The following is a 21,528-nucleotide window of genomic DNA, read 5'->3' on the forward strand; positions in this document are numbered from 1 at the left end:
CCGGCTGGACATCCTCATGGCGTATCTGGAAAACATCCGAACCTTTCTGCGCGTTTACGAGCTGGGAAACATGTCCGCTGCCGCGCGTGACCTCAGGATTTCATCTGCTGTCGCGTCGTCGCGGGTGTCCCAACTGGAAGAGCATCTGAATGTTCGCCTGTTCCAGCGAACCACCCGTGCCCTCAGCCCGACAGAGCATGGCAACTTGTTCTATCGCGGTGCAACAAAAATCATCGAGGCGGTGGAAGAAGCCGAAGCGGAGATCAGCAACGTCACCCGTTCGCCGCGCGGCACGCTGTTCGTTGCCGCGCCCATCGGCATGGGACAACGGCTGATTGCCCCGGCGATCCCGAAATTCAAGGAAGCCAACCCGCTGATCGACATTCGCCTGCGCCTGTCCGACCGCAAGGTCGACCTGACGGGCGAAGGTCTCGATGCCGCGTTCTTCCTGGGTCTGCCGGAAGACTCCAACCTGAAGATTCGCAAGATTGCCGATTGCAGCCGCGTCCTGTGTGCCTCGCCGTCCTATGTCGCCCGCAAGGGCAGCCCGAAAACATGCGAGGAGCTTGCCGCCGGTCGCCATGACTGCCTCAACATGCGCTATCCCGGCGCGCCGGAATTCCAGTGGCCGCTGCAAACGGAAAACGGCGTCAAGCGCGTCGCGGTGTCCGGCCCGTTCGAATCCGATCATGGCGATGTACTGACGGGCTGGGCAGTGGAAGGCCACGGTATCGTGCTGAAGCCGGTGTTCGAAGTTGCCGATTATCTGGCGTCCGGCTCGCTGGTGCCGGTGCTGGAAGCCGAACCGCCCATTCCGGTTCAGATGGCCTGCCTCTATACCCACCGCCGCCACCAAGACCCGAAGGTGCGCCTGTTCCTGGATTTCATGGTGGCCCATATCCAGAAGTCACTGGCTGACATGGCCAGCGCCCATTGAGGGTTCGCTCTTTCACCTCTTAACCAAGACCTCAAGGAAGATCGCGGAGACCGGCGGCTCTCTCCACGAGTGCCTTGATCTCGGCACGCAAAATCTCAGCAAAGCTTTCCACCAGCAGGGAAAGCGGCCGGTTGGCCGGGGTAAGCAGCGACATGTTGAGAAAGCACTCCGGCTTGAAAGGCCGGAAGACCAGGCTGTTCTGGGCGCCGAAACTTTCCTGGTGGCTGATCGCCGACAGTCCCTCGCAGATCGTGTAGCACAGACCTTCGGAAACCAGCTGCAGCGCGGGCAGGAACGTCCTGAGCTCGAAGCGCTTGTTGAGCCTTGCTCCCGCCTCATTGAAGGACTTGCGGGTCTGTTCGCTGATCGAGTGCTCGTCAAACAGCATTGCCATCGGCTTGCCGTCAAGATCTGCGGGTGTGATGACTTTCATGCGGGCAAGCGGATCGTCCTTCGGCACGGCGCAGACCCCCGGCAAGGCAAAGACCTCCGAGATAATGGTCCGCCGCGGCTCCGGTGTTTCGGCAAAGCCGATATCGTATTGTTGGGAGGCGATCCAGTCGGTGACGACGGGCGATGAGCGCATCATCAGCGAGGCTTCGATGTCGGGCTTGTCCCGCAGGAAGTTGGCCAGAACCCGGGGCATGAAGAAGCTGGAGGCGGCCGGGTTGCAGGCAATACGCAGCTTGCCCTTCTCCAGGTTGCCGATGTCCTGCAACGTGCGGGTGGAACGTGTCAGCCGTTCCAGCAGAAACTCCGCTTCCTCCAGAAAATAATGCGCTTCGGGCTTGGGCACGAGCCGGCCGCGTTCGCGCTCGAACAGCTGGAAGCCGACCTCCCGTTCCAACCCTGCGATCATGGCGCTGACGGCAGGCTGGGTTCGCCCCAGCGCACGCCCTGCTTCGGAGACGGATCCGGTGCGCATCACCTGCACGAAAGTCTGCAATTGGCGGAAGGAGAGGTTCATAACCAAACTATAAAGTCGCTCTATTAAAGTAGCAATATTTCGAATTTGCCTTTATGGATTAGCCAACTCCATACTCCCCCTCCAGACAGAGGGTGTTCGAGCGCCAAAAAAATAATGGCGCCAACAAAACGGGGGTGGTTTTGGAACGGTTCACGCAGTGCCTTTTGACGGCTCTGATCATGATCGTCGCGCTTGGCCAGTTTGTTCAGGTCGTCACGCGCTACGTGTTCCAGGTCCCGGTGATGGGGCTGGAAGAAACGATCATGTATCCGACGCTCTGGCTCTATATTTTCGGCGCGGTCAACGCCTCCCGGGAAAACAGCCACATCCGCGCCAACGTCCTTGAAATCTTCCTCAAGACAGACCGCCAGCACACCATTCTGGCCATTGTCGGCGAACTGATCAGCCTCGTTGTCGGCATCTGGCTGCTGACCTGGGCGTGGGACTATACCCGCTATGCCTGGCGGGTCTGGCGCGAGAGCCCGACCCTCTACATTCCGACCTTCTATGCAGATGTCGCGCTGGTCGTCGGGCTGGTGCTGATGATGGCCTACACGGTCACCTATTTGCTGATGCATGTCCGGAGCCTGCGGACGGCGGAAGGAGGCGCACGATGATCGAGATCGCGCTTCTGGCCATTCTTGTTCTGGTTATCACGCTGACCCTGGGCGTCCCGCTGCCCTGGTGCTTCGGCGCCGCACTGATGGTCATGTATTTCATCGGTGACGTTACCATGAAAGGCATGGTGCTCTGGGGCTTCCAGCAGCTTGGCAACCCGGCGCTGCTTGCCATTCCCCTGTTCGTTCTGGCCGGCACCATCATGTCGGAAAGCGGAATAGCGGCGGCCTTGCTGCGGTTCGTCAATTCCTTCGTCGGTCATGTCCGTGGCGGTCTGGGTGTCGTCGCGGCGGTCAGCTGCGCCATCATCGGTGCTATTTCCGGTTCGGGCCTCACCGGTATTTCCGCCATCGGCCCGCTGCTGATCCCGGAAATGGAAAAACGCGGTTATCCGCGGGAATATGCCACCGCGCTGATCGCAAACTCGTCGATCCTCGGTCTGCTGATCCCGCCGTCCCTGAGCATGATCCTGTTCGGCTGGGTAACGGACACGTCGATCGCTGCCTGCTTTCTGGCAACCCTCGGCCCAGGCCTCCTGATCATGTTCAACTTTTCGGCCGTGAACCTCTGGATGGCGCGCAAGTTCAACCTGGTTCTGGACGAAAAGCCGACTGCGCGAGAATTCACCGCCGATATCACGAAACGCGGCATATATGCCTTTCCGGCCCTGTTGATGCCGGTGATGATCCTTGGCGGCATCTACGGCGGCATCATGACACCGACCGAATCCGCCGCTCTTGCCGTCATCTACGCAATCCCGGTCGGCTTCCTGATTTACAAGGGCCTGCGTCTCGACAACTTCCTCTTTGCCGGCAAGGAAGCGGCGACGGCCGTTGGCGCGATCATGCTGATGATCCTGTTTTCCATGATCCTGGGGCAGATGTTCGTCTATGAGGGCGTGCCGCAGAAACTGGTCAGCGTCATCTTCGGCATCACCGAGAACAAGATCGTTCTCCTGATCCTGATCAACATAATGCTGTTCCTGATCGGCATGGTCGTCAACGATGCCACCGCAATCATCCTGGTGGCGCCGCTTCTGCTGCCGCTGATGCAGGCACTCGATATCAGCCCGGTCCAGTTCGCCGCGATCATGGGCGTCAACACCGCCATGGGCGGGGTCACACCACCTTATGCATCGATCCTCTATCTGGGCGCACGCATCGGCAAGGTGAAGGTCACCAAGGTCATTCCGCCGGCCATGCTCCTGGTGCTGACGGGATATGTGCCGGTGGTCTTCCTGACCTCCTTCTGGCCGGACCTTTCACTCTACCTGCCGCGTCTCTTTGGTTATTGAGCCGGCTCATAAACACAGAATCGAACCGACTTACTTGGGAGGACAAACATGAAAACCACGGGGAACACCAACATGAAGAAGTTTCTGACCGCGACCGCCGTCGCAACACTGATCGGTCTTTCCGGCGCTGCCCAGGCGGCCGATTTCAAGATGAGTCACGTCCGCCCGCAAGGCGCGACCATCGACGTTGAACTGAAGGCCTATGCCGAAGCCGTGAAGGAAGCCACCGGCGGCGACGTCAATATCGAGATCTACGCCGCCTCGGCACTGGGTGACTACACCACCGTGCAGGAACGTGTGTCCGTTGGCGCCATTGAAATGGCAACCCAGCCGGCAGCAACCGGTACGGACCGGCGGATGCAGATCGCTTCTGTGCCGTTCCTTGCCTCCAACTGGGAAGAGGCACGCAAGATCTATGGCCCCGGCGGTGTGCTGCACGAGACCATGGCCGAGCTGTTCTCCAAGCAGGACATCACCATGCTGGCGGCTTACCCGGTCTATTTTGGCGGCATTTCCCTGAACCGCGACGCGGTCACGCCCGGCACCACCGAGCCGAAAGGCATCAAGGTGCGCGTGCCCGCTATCAAGAGCTTCCAGCTCACCGGTGAAGCCCTCGGCTATATTCCGGCACCGATCCCCTTCTCCGAAGCCTTCACGGCGATCCAGGTAGGTGTGGTCGACGGTGTCATCGGCTCTGGTGCAGAGGGCTACTATGCGTCGTTCCGCGATGTCACCAAGTCCTACATTCCGGCCAACACCCATTTCGAGGTCTGGTTCATGATCATTTCCAACGAAGCTCTGTCGGGCCTTGATGAGGACGATCAGACAGCTTTGAAAAAGGCTGCTGAAGACTTCGAAGCCGCCCGCTGGGTCGTGGCCGAGGAAGACCAGGGCAAGTGGGAACAGCGTCTTTCAGATGAGCTCGGTGCGACGGTCGTTGAACTCACCGACGAACAGCTTGCCGGCATGGCCACCAAGGTGCGTGAAACGGTCTGGCCGGAGCTTCTCAATGACGTCGGTCAGGAGTGGGGCCAGTCGATCCTCGACAAGGCTTTGAACTGAATGCTGTGAACTGACCAAGGCTCTGCCGGGCGGACTGCGCCGCCCGGTTATCGATCAAATTCGGGAAATATCATGGAATCGGACTACGCCATCATCGGTGGAGGCGTCGTGGGGCTTTCCGTTGCCTGGGGTCTGCTCCAGCGCGGCAGGTCAGTCACCGTTCTTGACGGTGACGACGGCAGTTTTCGCGCCAGCCGCGGTAATTTCGGCCTTGTCTGGGTGCAATCTAAGGGCATGAAACAGCCCGCCTATGCCCGCTGGTCACAACGGTCTGCGGCTGCCTGGGCGGACTTCACCGCCACCTTGCAAGATGCTACCGGTTTTGACGCGGCGCTGGAACAGAACGGCGGTTACGACTTCCATTTCTCGGATGAGACACTTGCCGAGACCGTCGCCCAATATGAAATCCTGAGGGAAAAGCTGGGCGGTGATTACCCTTATGAAATTCTGGGGCACAACGAGCTGCGCCGGGAAGAACCCGAGATCGGACCGAAGGTGGCCGGGGCCATTCTTCATCATCAGGACGGGCACGCCAATCCGCTGAAGCTGCTGCGAGGCCTTGCCGCCGGTGTACGCGGCAAGGGCGGAACCGTGCTGAACGGCAAGACTGTGGACACGGTCACGCGGGACAGCTCTTTCAAGATCCGCTGCAGCGATGGCACCGTTGTCGAAGCGAACAAGCTGGTGCTGGCTGCCGGTCTCGGTTCGGCTGCACTCGGCCCGAAACTCGGCTTCAAGGCACCTATCCGGCCGCAGCGCGGTCAGGTTTTGATTACGGAAAAACTGCCCAAAATCCTCAACCGGCCATCCCTGATCGCACGCCAGGTCGATGACGGTGGCATACAGATCGGCGCGACAAACGAAGAAGTCGGCTTCAATGACAAGGTCACCGCCAAGGGGCTCGCCGGTCTCGCTGCCGAAGCGATCGCCGCCTATCCCATTCTGGCCAAGGCTCAACTGGTGCGCAGCTGGGGTGCCTTACGCGTTCTCTCGCCTGACGGCCTGCCGATTTATCAGGAAAGTCCGGAGATGCCGGGCGCTTTCCTCGTGACCTGCCACAGCGGCATTACCCTGGCCGCCGCACATGCATCCTTCCTGCCCGACTGGCTGGAAAAGACCGACACAGCGCCAGACCTGGAGGTGTTCAGTGAAGACCGCTTCGCCCTTTCGTGAACTGGAAACAGATGTTCCTCGCGTCCGCGTTCGCTTCGCCGGCAAGGACCTGATGTTGCGCGATGGCGGCAATCTGGCGGCCGAGCTTCTGGCGGCCGGCGTCCTGTCCTTCCGTCAGACGCCCGTATCCGGAGCAGAGCGCGGACCGTTCTGCATGATGGGCGCCTGCTTCGATTGCCTTGTCGAAATCGACGGTGTCACCCGTCAGGCCTGTATGAGCGAGGTGACCGCCGGCATGGATATCGGCATGCCGGGAACCGAAGGAGACGTCGATGCTTGAAGCAGACCTTCTTGTTCTCGGCGCGGGTCCGGCAGGAATGGCGGCAGCCAGAACAGCGGCAGACGCGGGACTTTCCGTTCTGCTTCTGGACGAGCAGGCCCGGCCCGGTGGACAGATCTACCGCGACGTCGGAAACGTGCCAGAAGACCGGGCACAAATTCTCGGCAGCGATTACACCAAGGGACGCGTGCTTGCAGAGGCGCTCGACCATCCGATGATCCGGCATCTGACAGGCACCACCATCTGGCAGATCGAAGCAGGTCCGCGCGTCTCCTTTACCCGTGACGGTGCTGCCTCCGCCGCGAAATCCAAACGCCTGCTGATAGCCACCGGTGCGCTGGAGCGGCCGATGCCAGTCCCGGGCTGGACCCTGCCGGGCGTCATGACCGCGGGTGCGGCACAGATCCTGTTGAAGCAATCCGGCCTCATGTGCGAACGGGCGGTTCTGGCCGGAAGTGGTCCCCTACTTTATCTGATCGCCGCCCAGATGTGCCGGGCAGGTACGCCACCACTGGCCCTGGTGGAAACACAGACAATCGCCGACAGGCAGGCCGCGCTTCGGCATTTGACCGGTGCGCTGCGCGGCTGGCGGCTGCTTGCCAAGGGGTTGGGTCTGCTAGCCGAAATCCGCAAGGCAGGCGTTCCCCGCTACACCGGCGCATCGGCAATTGCCATTGAAGGCAAGGTGCAGGCCGAAACGATAAGCTTCACATCGGGAGGCAAACGCCACAATCTGGAGTGTGCAACGGTGCTGCTGCATCATGGTGTGGTTCCCAACACCCAGGCTGCACGCTCCATTGATGTGCCGCATCACTGGAACGAAGTTCAGCAATGCTTCGTGCCAGAAAAGGACGGCTGGGGCCGCACGCAGCTTCCGGACGTCTTCATTGCCGGTGATGGCGCAGGTATTGGCGGTGCAACAGCTGCGCAGCTTCAGGGCAGGCTGGCCGCACTGGAAATTGCTTGCGATCTCGGCAAAACCACGCCGGCAGATCGTGACCGGAACGCCGCCCCACTGAATCGGCAACTGGAAACCGAACTGGCCGCCCGGCCATTCATAGACAAGGCCTATCCGGCATTCCGCGAAGCCTTGCTGCCTGCCGACGACACCATCGTCTGCCGCTGTGAAGAAGTCACGGCAGGCGATATTCGCCGCTATGCCGGTCTCGGCTGCCTTGGACCCAACCAGACCAAAGCTTTCGGACGGCCCGGCATGGGCCCGTGCCAGGGCCGCTATTGCGGCCTGACGGTCACGAACCTTCTTGCGGACGAAAGCGGCCGTTCACAGGACGACACCGGCTATTACCGCATCCGCCCCCCCCTGAAACCGGTCACACTCGGTGAACTGGCGGCCATGACAGACCTAGAAACCGACGAACAGGAACCCGTCACATGATAGATCGCATCGAAACCGGCCCCCGCATGAGCAAGATCGTCAAGCACAACGGCGTTGCCTATTTGTGCGGACAGGTGGGCGATGGCGTGAGCGTAACCGACCAGACCCGGGATTGCCTGTCGCGCATCGACGCTTTGCTGGAAAAGGCCGGGTCCTCACGCAAGAACATTCTGCAAGCCATCGTCTGGCTGTCGGACATGAGCGACTTCGCCGACATGAACTCCGTCTGGGACGCCTGGGTACCCGAAGGACATGCCCCTGCACGCGCTTGCGGAGAATCCAAACTTGCCCGGGAGGAGCTGAAGGTCGAAATCATTATCACCGCCGCCTGCGACTGATGGCGGTCTGACAGTCTTCGTCAAGTCTCTTTCGAGACATTATTCAGCAAGATCCCGGAACAAACTTACGCCGGCGCTACTCCCTCTGACGTCCCCCCGGGTGGGCAACGCAATACTCCGGGGGCTGCTCATTTCCAGATCATCGAAGTTGTTCTCAACACATCCTCTTCGACAGACTGTCCGGCCCGTCTGCAACTGAACTCCAAGGCCTGACCGGAAACGGTGAACGTACTCACAGCCCCATCACCCTCATTCCGAGGAAGCGCGCTGGGTGTTGCTCGCCAGACACCCCTTGATCAAAATCCGTCGCAAATTCAAGCCTATGTCTGGCGCAATCCCCTCGCTTTGCTTCAGGTGTCTTGCTCCTGTCACCGATCGCTGAGAGGAAGATCCCATGCCTGACTATTCTTCCTATATCCTGTGCACCTCTCCCAGAAGCGGCAGCACGCTCTTGTGCAAACTTCTGTCGGCAACGGGCATTGCCGGGCACCCGAAGTCCTATTTTCACGAGCCGTCTCTGAAAGCGTGGAGCAAAGGCCTTGGTGTTATGGCGGCTCAGGGCGAACCGGACACGGAGCTCCGGCACCGGATATTTGCTGCGGCACTCGAAAAAGGCACAGGCGACACCGGCCTCTTCGGAATGCGGCTGCAGCGGCACAGCTTCGATTTCTTCATGAAACAGCTTGGCTGCCTTTGTCCGAACGCCCCCAGCGATCTGGTGCGTCTTGAAGCTGTCTTCGGCAAAATGCTGTTCATTCACCTGACCCGGCCAGACAAAGTCGAACAGGCGGTCTCTTTCGTTCGGGCCGAGCAATCCGGCCTCTGGCACAGGGCCCCGGACGGCACCGAACTGGAGCGTTTGTCGGAACCGCGCGAAGCGCATTATGACGCTGCCGAGATCCGCGCCTGTTACGACCGCTTCACGCGGTTTGACAGTGACTGGCAGGCCTGGTTTGAAAGTCAGCGCATTTCGCCGCTGAAGATCACCTATGACGCCCTTTCGGCAGACCCGCAGGGCACCTTGCGCCATGTCCTCCAGCGCCTCGGCCTGGAAGAGAGCGCCGCAGATGGTATCGTGCCAGGTGTTGCCAAACTGGCAGATGCTACCAGTGCCGACTGGGTGTCGCGCTTCAGGTCGGAGCCAGGTGCTCAACACAAGCAAGCGCCGTCTGGGTGAACCGGCCGGGGCACGGCACCGTATTCTCTACTGAAGACAAGGGGTTTTTACACTCGCCTTGGCCACGTGCCGTTAATGCTGTTAAGCTCTTGATGCTTCAACTGGAAACAGACGGACGCCTTGGTTCATGGATCTCCAAAGTTTCATTGCTGAACTTCACTCCTGGGGCATGCTGGCGCTCAGCTATCTGACAGCCCCCTGGTTTGCCTATCAGCTTGCCATCATCGCGGTTCTGTTCGGACTGGCCAAGCTGCTGAGCCTTCGCGTCGAACCCAGGCTTGAAGCCCGCGCTCGCGAGATCAAGGGACATCCCGGCCTGCTGCGCGTGGTGGTGGCTTTGTTGCGGCGAACCGAGTGGGTGCTTTTCAGCTTGTTCCTGTTCATTGCCCTGACCGTGATGCGCGCCGTCACGTGGCCGAGCCGCAGCCATTTCATAGCTATTGCGCTCTCCCTGTCGCTCGCCTGGCTGTTTGTTGCCGTTCTTTCAAGGGTTATCCGCAACCGGCTGGTGGCCAGAACGCTCAGCTGGCTCGCCTGGATCTATGTTGCGCTGGTCATTCTGGGCTTTGACGACGAGGCCGGGAATTTTCTGGACAGCATGGCCCTGCCCCTCGGGGAAATGCGGCTGTCGCTGCTGCTGATCCTCAAGGCGGTGCTGCTTCTGATCGCGACCATCTGGGTCGCCGTCATTATCGGGCGCTATATCGATGAGCAGGTTCAAAAGTCGGACGAGCTGACACCGTCGATCCGCGTGCTGATCGGCAAGATCGCAAAGTTCGGGCTGATCCTGGTAGCCGGTACAATCGCTCTGTCGTCGGTCGGGATCGATCTGTCAGCCTTCACCGTCTTCACCGGAGCAGTTGGCCTGGGGCTCGGTTTCGGCCTGCAGAAGGTCATTTCCAACTTCATTTCCGGCATCATCATCCTGCTCGACAAGTCGATCAAACCGGGTGACACGATCTCGCTGGAAGGCACCTTCGGCTGGATCCGTGAACTGCGCGCCCGCTTCGTATCCGTTGTCACGCGGGACGGACGCGAATATCTGATCCCGAACGAAGATTTCATCACAAACAAGGTGGTCAACTGGTCCTTCAGCGACAAACTTGTCCGCCTCGATGTCGATTTCGGTGTTTCCTACGATGCCGACCCGCATCTCGTCTCGAAGCTGGCCATCGAGGCAACAATGTCGGTCGACCGGGTTGAGCGCACCCGGCAACCGGTCTGCTGGCTGACAGGCTTCGGCGACAGTTCCCTCGACTTCGTCCTGCGCTTCTGGATCCACGACCCGCAACAGGGCCTGACCAACGTGCGCGGCAAGGTGCTGCTGGCGCTTTGGGACACCTTCAAGGAAAACAACGTCAATATCCCGTATCCGCATCGGGAGATTATCATGAAGAAGCAGATGGGAGAGAGTGTTCCAGACTGACGCTCAATCAGATCTGGACCACTTTTCCAGCGGTTAACACGTTCGCAAACTCTGTCATCATAGGTTGTTGCTGTTTTTGCTGACAACTGAGAAGCGACGGGACCATGGGGCGTATTTTTTTGGTGTTTTTTCTTCTGCTAAGCGTTGCTGCTTGCCAGCATCAAAAGGCTGACGGACCGGCGTATCGGATCAACAGGGTTATCGTCTTACCCGGCAGAGACGCTTATGAGGCCGTGGCTGCTTCCCAGCTCAGGGTGAAGCTTCAGGCTGTGGCAAATGACATTAACCGGCAAATGAGCCCCAACATTCCGGGGCATGATCTTGTTGTTCGGCTTGAAACTATAAAATATGCAGCGCCCAACGGGCCCTTCCTGTTGGGCCGCAGCCGGATCAAAGGAACGATGCAAGCAGGAACCTGGCGGTACAGCTTTTCCGGATCAGACGACGGCGCTCCAGGCTTGAGCGAGAGTTTCAGCCTGAACACGTTCTACAGCCCTGAACGCAGTTTTGGGCGGATCGCACAGCGCGTCGCCAACAAGTTTTCGATCAATTACTCAAACAACTTCGGAACCAAAAGAACATCTTGGGACGCGCTGTCTCAAGCGACAGTCGCGCGCGTTCCGCAGTCCCGAGCCACAGTTCCAGGGAAGCCCGGGCTGGTGGCTCCGCCTCCGCTCGTGGTGATTGGAGGGTCCCGTTAGACCCCTCAACTTCCCCGATAGGTCGAATAGCTAAACGGCGAGACCAGCAGCGGCACGTGGTAGTGGGCCTCCTCGGACATGCCGAACCGCAGGGGCACCTCGTCGAGGAATTTCGGCTCCGGCAGATTGATTCCTGCGGTGTCGAAATAGGCACCGACATGGAACACCAGCTCGTAGGTTCCGGTCTTGAATTCGTCTTTCGGCAGGATCGGGCTATCGGTGCGGCCGTCGTCGTTGGTCTCCAGGCTACGGATCAAGGTCCGGCTGCCACCCTCGATTGCATAAAGATCAATCTTGATGCCTTTTCCAGGGCAGCCCTGGGCCGTATCGAGCACGTGGGTTGTCAGGTATCCGGCCATCTCGGCGTCCTCCAAATGTCAGTTTGCACGCATGATGCTGTGGGCCTTAATTGAAGGGCACCCATGGTTCACAGGAAGCACTTTCTAAAAAGACGAGAAAGTCATGTCCATTATTCTGTTTTATAAGAAGACAACATGCCAGCCCTTGAATAAGGCATAGTCTTTGCTTGGTTCAAAATCCGTTGGTATCACGAGGAGGTCCGTCTTGAATCGCTATTCCCGGAACATGCGTGGCTATGGTCAGAACCCGCCGGATCCAAAGTGGCCGGGCGGGGCCAGGGTCGCTGTCCAGTTCGTGTTGAATTACGAGGAAGGCGGCGAGAATTGCGTGTTGCATGGCGATGCGGCGTCCGAGGCGTTCCTGTCCGATATTACAGGTGCAGCCCAGTGGCAGGGCATGCGTCACTGGAACATGGAATCCATCTATGAATACGGCGCGCGCGCCGGTTTCTGGCGCCTGCACCGGCTGTTTACACGCGCCGGTATTCCACTGACCATCTATGGTGTCGCCTCTGCCTTGGCCCGCAGCCCGGAACAGGTCCAAGCGATGAAGGATGCCGGCTGGGAAATCGCCAGCCACGGCCTGAAGTGGGTCGAGCACAAGGATATGCCCGAGGCAGAAGAGCGCGCAGCGATAGCCGAGGCCATCCGCCTGCATACGGAAGTGGTCGGCAGCCGCCCGCTTGGCTGGTACACCGGCCGCTGCTCGGACAACACCGTGCGCCTCGTCGCCGAGGAAGGCGGTTTTGCCTATATTTCAGACACCTATGACGACGATCTGCCCTATTGGCTGGATGCCGACGGCCGCGATCAGCTGATCATTCCCTATACGCTGGAAGCCAACGACATGCGCTTCGCGACGTCGCCGGGATGGACCGATGGTGAGGATTTCTTCCTCTATCTGAAGAACGCGTTCGACACACTCTATGAGGAAGGCGCAACGGACACGCCAAAGATGATGTCCATCGGTCTGCATTGCCGTCTGGTCGGTCGTCCGGGCAAGATCATGGCGCTGAAGAAATTCATCGATCATATCCAGGCCCATGAAGGCGTCTGGTGTCCGCGCCGCATCGAGATCGCGGATCATTGGGCCAAGACCCACCCGCCGAAAAAGGGACTTCGCCCCAGCCGGATGGACAAGGCCGAATTTGTCGAAACCTTCGGCGGCATCTTCGAACATTCCCCCTGGATTGCCGAGCGCGCCTTCGACCTGGAGCTCGGCCCGGCGCACGATTGCGCGGCCGGTGTTCACAACGCGCTGTGCCGCATGTTCCGGTCCGCCAGCGAGGAAGAGCGTCTCGGCGTTCTGACCGCCCACCCGGACCTTGCCGGAAAGCTGGCCCAGGCCGGCCGCCTGACGGCGGAAAGCACCAACGAGCAGGCCAGTGCCGGTCTCGACATGCTGACGGACGAGGAACGCGAGAGCTTCACCCGGCTGAACAACACCTATGTCGAGAAGCACGGTTTCCCGTTCATCATCGCGGTGCGCGATCATGACAAGGCCTCTATCATGGCGGCTTTCCAGCGCCGGATCGACAATGATCGGGCGACGGAATTCGGAGAAGCCTGCCGCCAGGTGGAGCGGATTGCCCAGTTCCGGCTCAAGGATCTTTTCCAGTGAGCCGTGTTCTTGCCCCCTCGCCCCTGACCGCAGAGGCCTTTGCCCCCTACGGCGATGTCCTCGAAGTGGCGGGCGCGCCTGACAAGATCATCAATCAGGGCATGTGCGGCCGGCATCACGACCGGGCAAAGCTCGACTTCAGTACCGGCCGGGCAGGCATCAGCCTGTTCGATGCCAAGGCCCGGTCGTTTCCCCATGTCGTCGACATGGTCGAGCGCCACCCGGAAGGCAGTCAGGCTTTCATTCCACTGGACGGAGTGCCGATGCTGGTCATCGTCGCGGACGACGACAACGGCCAACCGGTCAACCTGAAGGCATTCATCAGCCAGCCGGGACAGGCGATCAACCTGTATCGCGGCACATGGCACGGCGTTTTGGCGCCACTTGGGCAAGCGGGCCGCTACGCGGTCGTGGACCGCATCGGGGACGGAACCAATCTGGAGGAACACTGGTTTCCCGACCCTTGGACAGTGGAGGCCGACAACAAGGAATAGGCCTCCCTTTCAGAATGATTCCTGCCCGATCAACGAGGCAGCGACGTTCGCACGACCTTCAGAGGAGCAGAAATGTCTAATTCGTCGATCGGATCTCCGGCGCAGCTCCGGGATCCCAATTACACGCCACCGCTCTACAAGGCGATCCCGCTCGGCATCCAGCATGTCCTGGCCATGTTCGTCTCCAACGTGACACCCGCCATCATCGTGGCCGGTGCAGCCGGCTTCGGCTTCGGGTCCAATTCACCCGACTTTCCCGAACTGCTTTATCTCATCCAGATGTCCATGGTCTTCGCCGGGGTCGCGACCCTATTGCAGACGATCACCCTCGGCCCGGTCGGTGCGGCGCTGCCCATCGTTCAGGGCACGTCCTTCGCCTTCCTGCCGATCATGATCCCGCTCGTTGCCGGCAAGGGTGTCGACGGTCTCGCGGCCCTGTTCGGCGGTGTGATCATCGGCGGCTTCTTCCATGCCTGCCTGGGGTTGATCATCGGCAAGATCCGCTTTGCCCTGCCCCCACTGGTCACCGGCCTTGTGGTGACCATGATCGGTCTGGCTCTGGTACAGGTCGGCATCCAGTATGCCGCAGGCGGTGTTCCGGCCATCGGCACACCGGAATACGGTTCGCTGCTGAACTGGTCCGCGGCCCTGCTGGTGATCGTGGTAACGCTCGGGCTGAAGTTCTTCGGCAAGGGCATGATGTCGGTCTCCGCGGTTCTGATCGGCCTGATCGCCGGTTACATCTTCGCGCTGGCCACCGGCATGCTGACGTTCGAAGCCGTCTCCACTTCCTGGGACCGTGCGGCCGTCTTTGCCCTGCCGCAGCCGTTCAAATACGGCTTTGAATTCTCGTTTGCAGCCGTGCTCGGCTTTTGTCTGATGGCCTTCGTCTCGGCGGTGGAAACCGTGGGCGACGTCTCCGGCATCACCAAGGGCGGAGCAGGACGTGAAGCCACCGACAAGGAAATCGCCGGCGCGACCTTCGCCGACGGTTTCGGCACGGCCATCGCCGGTTTCTTCGGCGGCTTCCCGAACACATCCTTCAGCCAGAACGTCGGGCTCATCGCCATGACCGGTGTCATGAGCCGTCATGTGGTCACCATCGGCGCGATCTTCCTGATCGTCTGTGGCCTGATCCCGAAGGTCGGCGCGGTCATTCGCACGGTTCCGATCGAGGTTCTCGGCGGCGGTGTCATCGTGATGTTCGGCATGGTTGTTGCCGCCGGCATCTCGATGCTGTCGGACGTCAACTGGAACCGGCGCAACATGGTGATCTTCGCCATCTCGCTGTCCATCGGTCTCGGCCTGCAACTGGAGCCAGGCGCTCTCCAGCACATGCCGGACACTGCGCGCATCCTTCTGACCAGCGGCCTGCTGCCGGCAGCCCTGATCGCCATCGTCCTCAACCTGGTGCTGCCGGAAGAACTCTCCGACGAATCCACCGAGGAGGTTTCCGGAGGTCTGTCCGGTCACGGCAAGGGATCCCTGCCGAAGGAAGAAGGCGCGTAAGGGCAAGTGTCTCTGCAAACGTTAGAGGGCCGCGCAAGCGGCCCTTTTTTATGACCTCTTGCACGTCATCCCGGACGCGGCGCAGTTGAAAGCCGAGGTCTGTCGATGAGCAACGTAAATATCCCAATCCTGTGGCTCCCCGATCCCGGCTCGCACTTCGTTTGGCCGGGATGACGATGGAGGGGGTTGCCGGGAAGAATTTCAGGCGCTTCAGCAATTAGAAATTTCCCCCTCAGTCATTCCGGACAAGGGAGGCGCAGCCGGATGCAGATCCGGAATCCAGACATATTTCGCGCTGAAAGCGCGTCAAATTCGTCTTCTGAGGTGTTCGCGACGCTCAGGCTGAGGCACTGATCCGGAACGACGGTCGAGGGAGAGTTGTTGGCCCTTCCGCGTCCTACCGCTCCGCCATCAGCCGTGCCATGTCGATCATGCGGGCGGAGAAGCCCCATTCGTTGTCGTACCAGCCGAAGATACGCACCTGGTGGTCATTGGCCTCGAGCGTTTCGGGCAGGTGAATGACGAGGGATTCCGGCCGCGCACGCATGTCCGTGGAAACCACATGGTCCTGAACGAAGCCGATTACCGGATTGCCGGAAAAGATCTCGAGCAGCTTGTCATTGAAGGGAGCCTTGACGGGCTGTGTCAACGTCACCGTCAGATCGACGGCGGACACGCTGATCGCGGGCACCCGGACGGCGGCACCGCTGATCTTGCCTTCAAGCTGCGGCAACACCTTGCCGACCAGCTTGGTAGCGCTGGTGGTGGTTGGTACCATGGAAACGCCACCTGCGCGGCTGCGCTCCAGTGGCCCGCGCGGGGCATCCACCATCGGCTGGCTGCCGGTGTAGCAGTGGATGGTGGTCATGTGCCCGCTCTTGATGCCTATGGCATCATCGAGGCCACGCAGCAAAGGCGCCAGCGCGTTGGTGGTGCAGGAGCCGTTGGAAACGATGCGGTGCTCGCCAAGCTGATCTTCGTTGGCGCCAAGCACCAGGGTGATGTCGGCGGCCTTGGAAGGCCCGGAAACCAGCACATTGGCCGCACCGGCCTTCAGGCCCCGTTCGGCGATCTCGCGCGTGTCGGCCTTGCCGGTGCATTCCAGCACAACGTCGACATTTGAAAGATCGAGGCGGGACAGATCGGGTTCGGCGGAGAAAGCGATCTCGCGCCCGTCCACGGTCAAGGAGCCCTCGCCCGCTGTCACGTCGCCCGGCCAGGGACCGAACACGCTGTCATACTTGAAGAGATAGGCACAGGTTTCCAGCGGTGCGATATCGTTGATCCCCACCACCTCGATCCGTTCCGTTTCCGGAAGTTTCAACACTTGACGCAAGAGGGTCCGACCGATCCGGCCGAACCCGTTGATCACAATCCGCATTGTCTACGGTCCGTCTAGAAATCCACTTTGATCGCGACGCCCTTCCGGATTGCCTGATCGACCGCGGCAGACGCCACGGCAAGGTCCTGAAGGCCGACGCCAGTCCCGTCGAAAAGCGTAATATCGCTCTGCGAGGTCCTGCCCGAATGATTACCATTAATGACCGCGCCGATCTCAATTATATTGTCCTCAGAGACAATTCCGCTTGCCACGGCATGCTGGCATTCGCCAATGGACGCCGACTGAGCGACTTCATCCGTGAAGAGTTTTGCCTTGGCAACAAGCGCAACATCGGCCTCCTGTTTGCCCTTGGTATCCGTCCCCATGCAGGCAATATGCGTGCCCGGCGTGACGTGCTCTTCCATCAGGATCGGATCGAAGCTGGAGGTGATCGAAATAATCACATCGGCTTCCGCACCCAACCTCGCCAGATCGACGGATTCGTAAGGCAGGCCAAGCTCGTTCGCGGTCTCCTCCAGGCGCACCAGCATCTCCGGATGCAGGTTCCAGCCGAGCACTTTTTCGAAGGTGCGCTGTTCGGCAGCGGCTCGCATCTGAAAAGCCGACTGATGGCCGGCCCCGATCATGCCGAGCACCTTGGCGTCCTTGCGTGCCAGATGCTTGATCGACACCGCGGACGCTGCCGCAGTGCGCAGGGCGGTCAGCAGATTGCCGCCGACAACAGCCTTTGCCTTGCCGGTGTCCGCATCGAACAGGAACACCGTCGACTGGTGATTGGTCAGGCCCTTTGCCATGTTGCCCGGCCAGTAGCCGCCGGACTTCAGGCCAAGTGCCAGCGACGATCTGTCGAAGCCGGATTTAAAGCCATAAAGCGCGTCGGCATGGCCAATGGCCTCACGGATAACCGGAAAATTATAAGCCGCTCCGCTCGCCATGGCGGCAAAGACGCTTTCGACAGCGTCAAAGGACTCCTGGCGGCCGATCAGGCCGGCGATTTCCTTTTCAGGAACGATGATCATGTGTGTCTCCAGCAAAACATCTTCTTCACCTCCGACCTCATCCTGAGGAGGTGCGAAGCGCCGTCTCGAAGGATGGGCGGCTCGCTCGGAGTATTTGGCCCATCCTTCGAGACGGACCTGCGGTCCTCCTCAGGATGAGGATGTGGTTGGCTCTAGGCGCTGCAAACGCCTCCCCTTCCATCGTCATCCCGGATGCAGCGTAGTGGAGATCCGGGACCGGGGAGCCGGGATGTATCAGGTTAATCCCGAAGACAATGAGGCTCTCCGATCCCGGCTCGCGCTGCGCCTGGCCGGGATGACGAAGGGGAAGCTCCGGATGGTGGTCCTCAATAAGCCTTGCCACGCGCCGAGACCGGCCAGACCGTCTCGACCTTGCCGTTCCGCACGCCGACATACCAGTCGTGGACGTTGGCCGTCGGGTCGCAGTGGCCCGGCACCAGCTTCAGCTTCTCGCCGACCTTCAGGACGCCCTTCGGGTCGGCGATGACGCCGTGTTCGTCCGAGCATTTGATATATTCGACATCATTGCGGCCGTAGATGAACGGCAGGCCGCTGTCGACGGACTGTGCCTTCAGACCCGCATCGCAGATCGCCTTGTCGGCTTTTGCATGGCTCATGACCTGGGTCAGGATGAAGAAGGCGTTTTCCCATTCGCCCTGGTCGATGCGCTTACCGTCCTTATCGAGAATACGGCCGTAGTCCGCATCCATGAAGGCGTAGGACCCGCATTGCAGCTCGTTGTAGACGCCGGAATTGGATTCAAAATAATAGGAACCCGTGCCGCCGCCGGAAACGAGCTCCGGCTCCAGGCCTTCCTTCTTCAGCGCCTCGACAGCGTCCTTGACCATGGCAATAGCAATGTCGAGCTTTTCCTTGCGGGCTTCAAAGCTGTCGATGTGCTGCATGGCGCCCTGATAGGCCTGGATACCGGTGAACTTCAGATTGCTTGCCGCATCAACGGCCTTGGCGATCTCGACGACGGCGTTGCTCGTGGTCACGCCGCAGCGCCCTGCGCCGCAATCAATCTCGATGAAGACTTCCAACGTCGTGCCGTGTTTGACGGCAGCTTCCGACAGGTCGGCAACGTTAGCCAGATCGTCGACACAGACGATGGTACGGCAGCCGAATTTCGGCAGCCGGGCCAACCGATCGATCTTGACCTTGTCGCGCACCTGGTTGGAGACAAGAATGTCCTTGATACCACCTCGGGCGAAGACCTCGGCTTCCGAAACCTTCTGACAACACACGCCAACGGCACCGCCGAGGCGTTCCTGCAACTTGGCGACATCCACCGACTTGTGCATCTTGCCATGCACCCGGTGGCGCATGCCGTGGGCCTTGGCGTAGTCGCCCATCTTCTTGATGTTGCGTTCCAGCGCATCGAGATCGAGCACCAGGCAAGGCGTCTGGATATCGGCTTCATCCATGCCCGGAAGGGCCGGAATGTCATAGCCGACTTCGAGTTTTTCAAATCCGGTTTGTGCGTTCATTTTGTACTTCTCCAAGTGGCTCAGACGTTCCAGATCAACCTGCTTTCGGATTTCATCCGAATGCTGAAAAATTGATCGTTTTTAAAGAGATGGAGCATCCTGGTTGCGGTTCTCAGAACGCAGGATGCTCCAGGGCAGCTTGCCGAGATCGACATTGCCACCGGTGATAATGACGCCGACGCGCTTGCCCGCGAAGACGTCCCTGTTCTTCAGGATGGTTGCCAGTGGCACGGCGGAAGAAGGTTCCATGACAATCTTCATCCGCGCCCAGATCAGGCGCATGGCATCGATGATTTCCTGTTCCGACGCCGTCAGGATGTCTGTGACGTGGTGGGAGACAAAGTGCCAGGTCAGCTCCTTGAGCGGCACCTTCAATCCGTCGGCGACCGTATTCGGTGCATCATCGGCAATGATGTGACCGGCCTTGAAGCTGCGGGCGGCATCATCCGCCTGCTCCGGTTCTGCGGCGTAGATCTTTACCTCGGGCGCCAGGTTCGACAGGGTCAGGCAGGTGCCGGAGACCATGCCACCGCCGCCAATCGGAGCTATAACCGCATCAAGGCCGTCCGTCTGCTCCAGCAATTCCTTGGAACAGGTGCCCTGCCCTGCGATGACACGCGGGTCATTGTAGGGGTGAACGAATTCCGCACCAGTGCGGGCTTCGACCTCCGCAAAGACCGCTTCGCGGCTGGAGGTGGAGGGGTCGCACTCGGTGATGATGCCACCATAACCGCGCACCGCATCCTTCTTGGCCTGCGGCGCCGTTCGCGGCATGACCACATGGCAGGGAATCCCCCGCCGGCCTGCCGCATAGGAGAGGCTAAGCGCATGATTGCCGGAGGAATGTGTCGCGACACCGGCCTTCGCGGTTTCAGGGTCCAGACCAAAGACGGCGTTGGATGCACCGCGCACCTTGAACGCGCCCGCCTTCTGGAAGTTCTCGCATTTGAAGAACAGCTCCACGCCGGTCAGCTCGTTCAGAAACGATGAGGTCAGAACCGGCGTGCGGTGGATGTACGGCTTGATGCGCTCATGAGCAACGAGCATGTCCTCGAGCGTCGGGATATACTGGGTCAGGGCGTCGGTTTTCATGCGGCTTCCTTTGAGGCAATGGCGCTGTCGCTGCGATAGACTTCCTGGGCTGCGGCAACACCAGAGCCGAGTTTGATGTTGAGGCCGAGATCGGCCATGGCCATTTCCGCGGTGGCGAGGCCCGACAGCATCATGACGTCGGTCAGGCTGCCCAGATGGCCGATGCGGAACACCTTGCCCGCAACCTCTCCAAGGCCGACACCGAAGGCGACGCCGTATTTCGCGGCGGCGTGGGTGACCAAGTCGTTGGCGTTGAAGCCCTCTGGTGTGCGGATCGCGCTGACAGAGTCCGAATAGACGTCCGGTGTCCGGGCACAAAGCTCAAGGCCCCAGGCCCTGACTGCGGCACGTACGCCTTCGGCAATGCGGTGATGGCGCGCAAAGACGTTCTCAAGCCCTTCTGCCAGCAGCATGTCGCAGCTCTGCTTCAGACCGTTCATCAGGCCGACGGCCGGCGTATAGGGATAGGCATTCGACGCGTAGGCCTTCATCATGTCGCGCACATCGAAGAAGGTCCGCGGTAGCCGGGCGCTTTCAACCGCGGCCTGCGCTTTGGGCGAAAGGGCGATGATGGCGAGGCCCGGCGGCAGCATGAAGCCTTTCTGGGAGCCGGTGACGGCAGCATCAACACCCCATTCGTCCATGCGAAAGTCCATCGATGCGATCGAGCTGACGCCGTCGACGAACAAAAGGGCCGGATGTTTTGCGGCATTCAGCGCGCGGCGCACCGCGGCAATGTCGGATTTGACGCCAGTTGCGGTTTCGTTGTGCGTTGCCAGAACCGCCTTTATCTCGTGGTTTGTGTCCGCCGTGAGGATTTCCTCGTAGCGGTCCGCAGGCAATCCCGTGCCCCAGGGTGCCTCGACCACCTCAACCTTCAGACCGTGGCGCTGGCACATGTCGATCCAGCGATGGCTGAACATGCCGTTGCGGGCGGCCAGGATCTTGTCGCCCCGGCTTAGTGTGTTGGTGATGGCGGTTTCCCAGCCGCCGGTGCCGGTTGACGGAAACAGGAAAACCTCGGCGAGTTCCGTCTTCAGCACCTTTTTGACGCCGGCAAGCGCAGGCTGCAGGATCTCACCGAACAGCGGTGAGCGGTGGTCCAAGGTCGGCATGTCGCAGGCTCTGCGGAGCGCCTCCGGCATGTTGGTGGGGCCGGGAATGAAAACAGGGTTTTGGAAGCTCATGGCCGTTTCCTCTTATGAATTTTGAGAAACGGTACCGCGCAGGGGC

At 60.2% G+C, this 21,528-nt stretch carries 21 protein-coding genes; 14 read left to right on the forward strand and 7 right to left on the reverse strand.

Going from position 1 to position 21,528, the window contains the following annotated elements; genetic code table 11:
* Window positions 1-16: 16 nt before the first annotated feature.
* Window positions 17-937 carry a LysR family transcriptional regulator gene (locus tag AC2A6O_RS19795; RefSeq protein ID WP_498929633.1) on the forward strand — a complete coding sequence of 307 codons (921 nt, stop codon included), beginning with the start codon at window positions 17-19 and terminating at the stop codon, window positions 935-937.
* Window positions 938-968: 31 nt separating this feature from the next.
* On the opposite strand, the gene AC2A6O_RS19800 is transcribed toward AC2A6O_RS19795, so the two are convergent.
* Entirely contained in the window at window positions 969-1,904 is a 936-nt protein-coding gene (locus tag AC2A6O_RS19800) for a LysR substrate-binding domain-containing protein (protein ID WP_498929637.1), read from the reverse strand.
* Between the two features lie 140 nt (window positions 1,905-2,044).
* Here AC2A6O_RS19800 and AC2A6O_RS19805 point away from each other — a divergent pair, with 140 nt between their 5' ends.
* The 10 genes from AC2A6O_RS19805 to AC2A6O_RS19850 all read left to right on the forward strand — a co-directional run bounded on the left by AC2A6O_RS19805 (window position 2,045) and on the right by AC2A6O_RS19850 (window position 11,369).
* The gene (locus AC2A6O_RS19805; RefSeq protein ID WP_148585313.1) at window positions 2,045-2,521 is read left to right on the forward strand and encodes a TRAP transporter small permease; all 477 of its coding nucleotides are present in this window, start codon (window positions 2,045-2,047) and stop codon (window positions 2,519-2,521) included.
* Entirely contained in the window at window positions 2,518-3,816 is a 1,299-nt protein-coding gene (locus AC2A6O_RS19810; RefSeq protein WP_148585314.1) for a TRAP transporter large permease, read from the forward strand. The genes AC2A6O_RS19805 and AC2A6O_RS19810 overlap by 4 nt, the downstream gene beginning before the upstream one ends.
* A gap of 48 nt (window positions 3,817-3,864) precedes the next feature.
* Window positions 3,865-4,878, forward strand: coding sequence for a TRAP transporter substrate-binding protein DctP (dctP, locus tag AC2A6O_RS19815; RefSeq protein ID WP_209001156.1), 1,014 nt, complete (start codon window positions 3,865-3,867; stop codon window positions 4,876-4,878).
* A gap of 72 nt (window positions 4,879-4,950) precedes the next feature.
* Window positions 4,951-6,051, forward strand: a complete 1,101-nt coding sequence (locus tag AC2A6O_RS19820; RefSeq protein ID WP_498929640.1) for an NAD(P)/FAD-dependent oxidoreductase — start codon at window positions 4,951-4,953, stop codon at window positions 6,049-6,051.
* On the forward strand, window positions 6,026-6,331 hold the full coding sequence (locus AC2A6O_RS19825; protein WP_353619224.1) for a (2Fe-2S)-binding protein: 306 nt from the start codon (window positions 6,026-6,028) through the stop codon (window positions 6,329-6,331). Before AC2A6O_RS19820 ends, AC2A6O_RS19825 begins: the two co-directional genes overlap by 26 nt.
* The gene (locus tag AC2A6O_RS19830) at window positions 6,324-7,727 is read left to right on the forward strand and encodes an FAD/NAD(P)-dependent oxidoreductase (protein WP_498929643.1); all 1,404 of its coding nucleotides are present in this window, start codon (window positions 6,324-6,326) and stop codon (window positions 7,725-7,727) included. The genes AC2A6O_RS19825 and AC2A6O_RS19830 overlap by 8 nt, the downstream gene beginning before the upstream one ends.
* Entirely contained in the window at window positions 7,724-8,065 is a 342-nt protein-coding gene (locus tag AC2A6O_RS19835; RefSeq protein ID WP_498929645.1) for a RidA family protein, read from the forward strand. Before AC2A6O_RS19830 ends, AC2A6O_RS19835 begins: the two co-directional genes overlap by 4 nt.
* Window positions 8,066-8,459: 394 nt before the next feature.
* Entirely contained in the window at window positions 8,460-9,242 is a 783-nt protein-coding gene (locus tag AC2A6O_RS19840) for a Stf0 family sulfotransferase (RefSeq protein ID WP_498929647.1), read from the forward strand.
* Window positions 9,243-9,369: 127 nt separating this feature from the next.
* Window positions 9,370-10,668: a mechanosensitive ion channel family protein gene (locus AC2A6O_RS19845; protein WP_498929649.1), complete on the forward strand. Its 1,299-nt coding sequence runs from the start codon at window positions 9,370-9,372 to the stop codon at window positions 10,666-10,668.
* Between the two features lie 104 nt (window positions 10,669-10,772).
* Window positions 10,773-11,369 (forward strand): hypothetical protein, encoded by a 597-nt coding sequence (locus tag AC2A6O_RS19850; RefSeq protein ID WP_498929651.1) that lies wholly within the window; start codon window positions 10,773-10,775, stop codon window positions 11,367-11,369.
* 5 nt (window positions 11,370-11,374) lie between these two features.
* Here AC2A6O_RS19850 and uraH read toward each other — a convergent pair whose 3' ends face one another.
* Window positions 11,375-11,728, reverse strand: coding sequence for a hydroxyisourate hydrolase (uraH, locus tag AC2A6O_RS19855; protein WP_498929652.1), 354 nt, complete (start codon window positions 11,726-11,728; stop codon window positions 11,375-11,377).
* 226 nt (window positions 11,729-11,954) lie between these two features.
* Between uraH and puuE the strand changes: the two genes are divergently transcribed.
* From puuE to AC2A6O_RS19870, 3 genes are all read left to right on the forward strand, one after another.
* Entirely contained in the window at window positions 11,955-13,349 is a 1,395-nt protein-coding gene (puuE, locus tag AC2A6O_RS19860; protein WP_498930159.1) for an allantoinase PuuE, read from the forward strand.
* Complete coding sequence (locus AC2A6O_RS19865; protein ID WP_498929654.1) at window positions 13,346-13,843, forward strand: ureidoglycolate lyase; 498 nt, start codon at window positions 13,346-13,348, stop codon at window positions 13,841-13,843. The genes puuE and AC2A6O_RS19865 overlap by 4 nt, the downstream gene beginning before the upstream one ends.
* A 72-nt stretch (window positions 13,844-13,915) precedes the next feature.
* Entirely contained in the window at window positions 13,916-15,352 is a 1,437-nt protein-coding gene (locus AC2A6O_RS19870; RefSeq protein WP_148585325.1) for a uracil-xanthine permease family protein, read from the forward strand.
* Window positions 15,353-15,749: 397 nt separating this feature from the next.
* Here AC2A6O_RS19870 and AC2A6O_RS19875 read toward each other — a convergent pair whose 3' ends face one another.
* The 5 genes from AC2A6O_RS19875 to bhcA all read right to left on the reverse strand — a co-directional run bounded on the left by AC2A6O_RS19875 (window position 15,750) and on the right by bhcA (window position 21,482).
* Complete coding sequence (locus AC2A6O_RS19875; RefSeq protein ID WP_148585326.1) at window positions 15,750-16,733, reverse strand: type I glyceraldehyde-3-phosphate dehydrogenase; 984 nt, start codon at window positions 16,731-16,733, stop codon at window positions 15,750-15,752.
* Between the two features lie 14 nt (window positions 16,734-16,747).
* Window positions 16,748-17,713 carry an iminosuccinate reductase BhcD gene (bhcD, locus tag AC2A6O_RS19880; protein ID WP_498929657.1) on the reverse strand — a complete coding sequence of 322 codons (966 nt, stop codon included), beginning with the start codon at window positions 17,711-17,713 and terminating at the stop codon, window positions 16,748-16,750.
* A gap of 326 nt (window positions 17,714-18,039) precedes the next feature.
* Window positions 18,040-19,203, reverse strand: a complete 1,164-nt coding sequence (gene bhcC / locus AC2A6O_RS19885; RefSeq protein WP_498929659.1) for a 3-hydroxy-D-aspartate aldolase BhcC — start codon at window positions 19,201-19,203, stop codon at window positions 18,040-18,042.
* Between the two features lie 81 nt (window positions 19,204-19,284).
* Window positions 19,285-20,295 (reverse strand): beta-hydroxyaspartate dehydratase BhcB, encoded by a 1,011-nt coding sequence (bhcB, locus tag AC2A6O_RS19890; protein WP_498929661.1) that lies wholly within the window; start codon window positions 20,293-20,295, stop codon window positions 19,285-19,287.
* A complete protein-coding gene (gene bhcA / locus AC2A6O_RS19895) occupies window positions 20,292-21,482 on the reverse strand; it encodes an L-aspartate--glyoxylate aminotransferase BhcA (RefSeq protein ID WP_498929663.1) in 1,191 nt (396 codons plus the stop codon). The genes bhcB and bhcA overlap by 4 nt, the downstream gene beginning before the upstream one ends.
* Window positions 21,483-21,528: the final 46 nt, after the last annotated feature.

It is taken from the genome of Labrenzia sp. ATLA3 (genome assembly GCF_057180185.1).

Excerpts from the sequence above, each read along its gene's own strand:
- AC2A6O_RS19795 (WP_498929633.1), top strand. The coding sequence starts at position 17 with ATGGCGTATCTGGAAAACATCCGAACCTTTCTGCGCGTTTACGAGCTG.
- AC2A6O_RS19800 (WP_498929637.1), bottom strand. The coding sequence starts at position 1,904 with ATGAACCTCTCCTTCCGCCAATTGCAGACTTTCGTGCAGGTGATGCGC.
- AC2A6O_RS19810 (WP_148585314.1), top strand. The coding sequence starts at position 2,518 with ATGATCGAGATCGCGCTTCTGGCCATTCTTGTTCTGGTTATCACGCTG.
- dctP (WP_209001156.1), top strand. The coding sequence starts at position 3,865 with ATGAAAACCACGGGGAACACCAACATGAAGAAGTTTCTGACCGCGACC.
- AC2A6O_RS19820 (WP_498929640.1), top strand. The coding sequence starts at position 4,951 with ATGGAATCGGACTACGCCATCATCGGTGGAGGCGTCGTGGGGCTTTCC.
- AC2A6O_RS19830 (WP_498929643.1), top strand. The coding sequence starts at position 6,324 with ATGCTTGAAGCAGACCTTCTTGTTCTCGGCGCGGGTCCGGCAGGAATG.
- AC2A6O_RS19835 (WP_498929645.1), top strand. The coding sequence starts at position 7,724 with ATGATAGATCGCATCGAAACCGGCCCCCGCATGAGCAAGATCGTCAAG.
- AC2A6O_RS19840 (WP_498929647.1), top strand. The coding sequence starts at position 8,460 with ATGCCTGACTATTCTTCCTATATCCTGTGCACCTCTCCCAGAAGCGGC.
- AC2A6O_RS19845 (WP_498929649.1), top strand. The coding sequence starts at position 9,370 with ATGGATCTCCAAAGTTTCATTGCTGAACTTCACTCCTGGGGCATGCTG.
- AC2A6O_RS19850 (WP_498929651.1), top strand. The coding sequence starts at position 10,773 with ATGGGGCGTATTTTTTTGGTGTTTTTTCTTCTGCTAAGCGTTGCTGCT.
- uraH (WP_498929652.1), bottom strand. The coding sequence starts at position 11,728 with ATGGCCGGATACCTGACAACCCACGTGCTCGATACGGCCCAGGGCTGC.
- puuE (WP_498930159.1), top strand. The coding sequence starts at position 11,955 with ATGCGTGGCTATGGTCAGAACCCGCCGGATCCAAAGTGGCCGGGCGGG.
- AC2A6O_RS19870 (WP_148585325.1), top strand. The coding sequence starts at position 13,916 with ATGTCTAATTCGTCGATCGGATCTCCGGCGCAGCTCCGGGATCCCAAT.
- AC2A6O_RS19875 (WP_148585326.1), bottom strand. The coding sequence starts at position 16,733 with ATGCGGATTGTGATCAACGGGTTCGGCCGGATCGGTCGGACCCTCTTG.
- bhcD (WP_498929657.1), bottom strand. The coding sequence starts at position 17,713 with ATGATCATCGTTCCTGAAAAGGAAATCGCCGGCCTGATCGGCCGCCAG.
- bhcC (WP_498929659.1), bottom strand. The coding sequence starts at position 19,203 with ATGAACGCACAAACCGGATTTGAAAAACTCGAAGTCGGCTATGACATT.
- bhcB (WP_498929661.1), bottom strand. The coding sequence starts at position 20,295 with ATGAAAACCGACGCCCTGACCCAGTATATCCCGACGCTCGAGGACATG.
- bhcA (WP_498929663.1), bottom strand. The coding sequence starts at position 21,482 with ATGAGCTTCCAAAACCCTGTTTTCATTCCCGGCCCCACCAACATGCCG.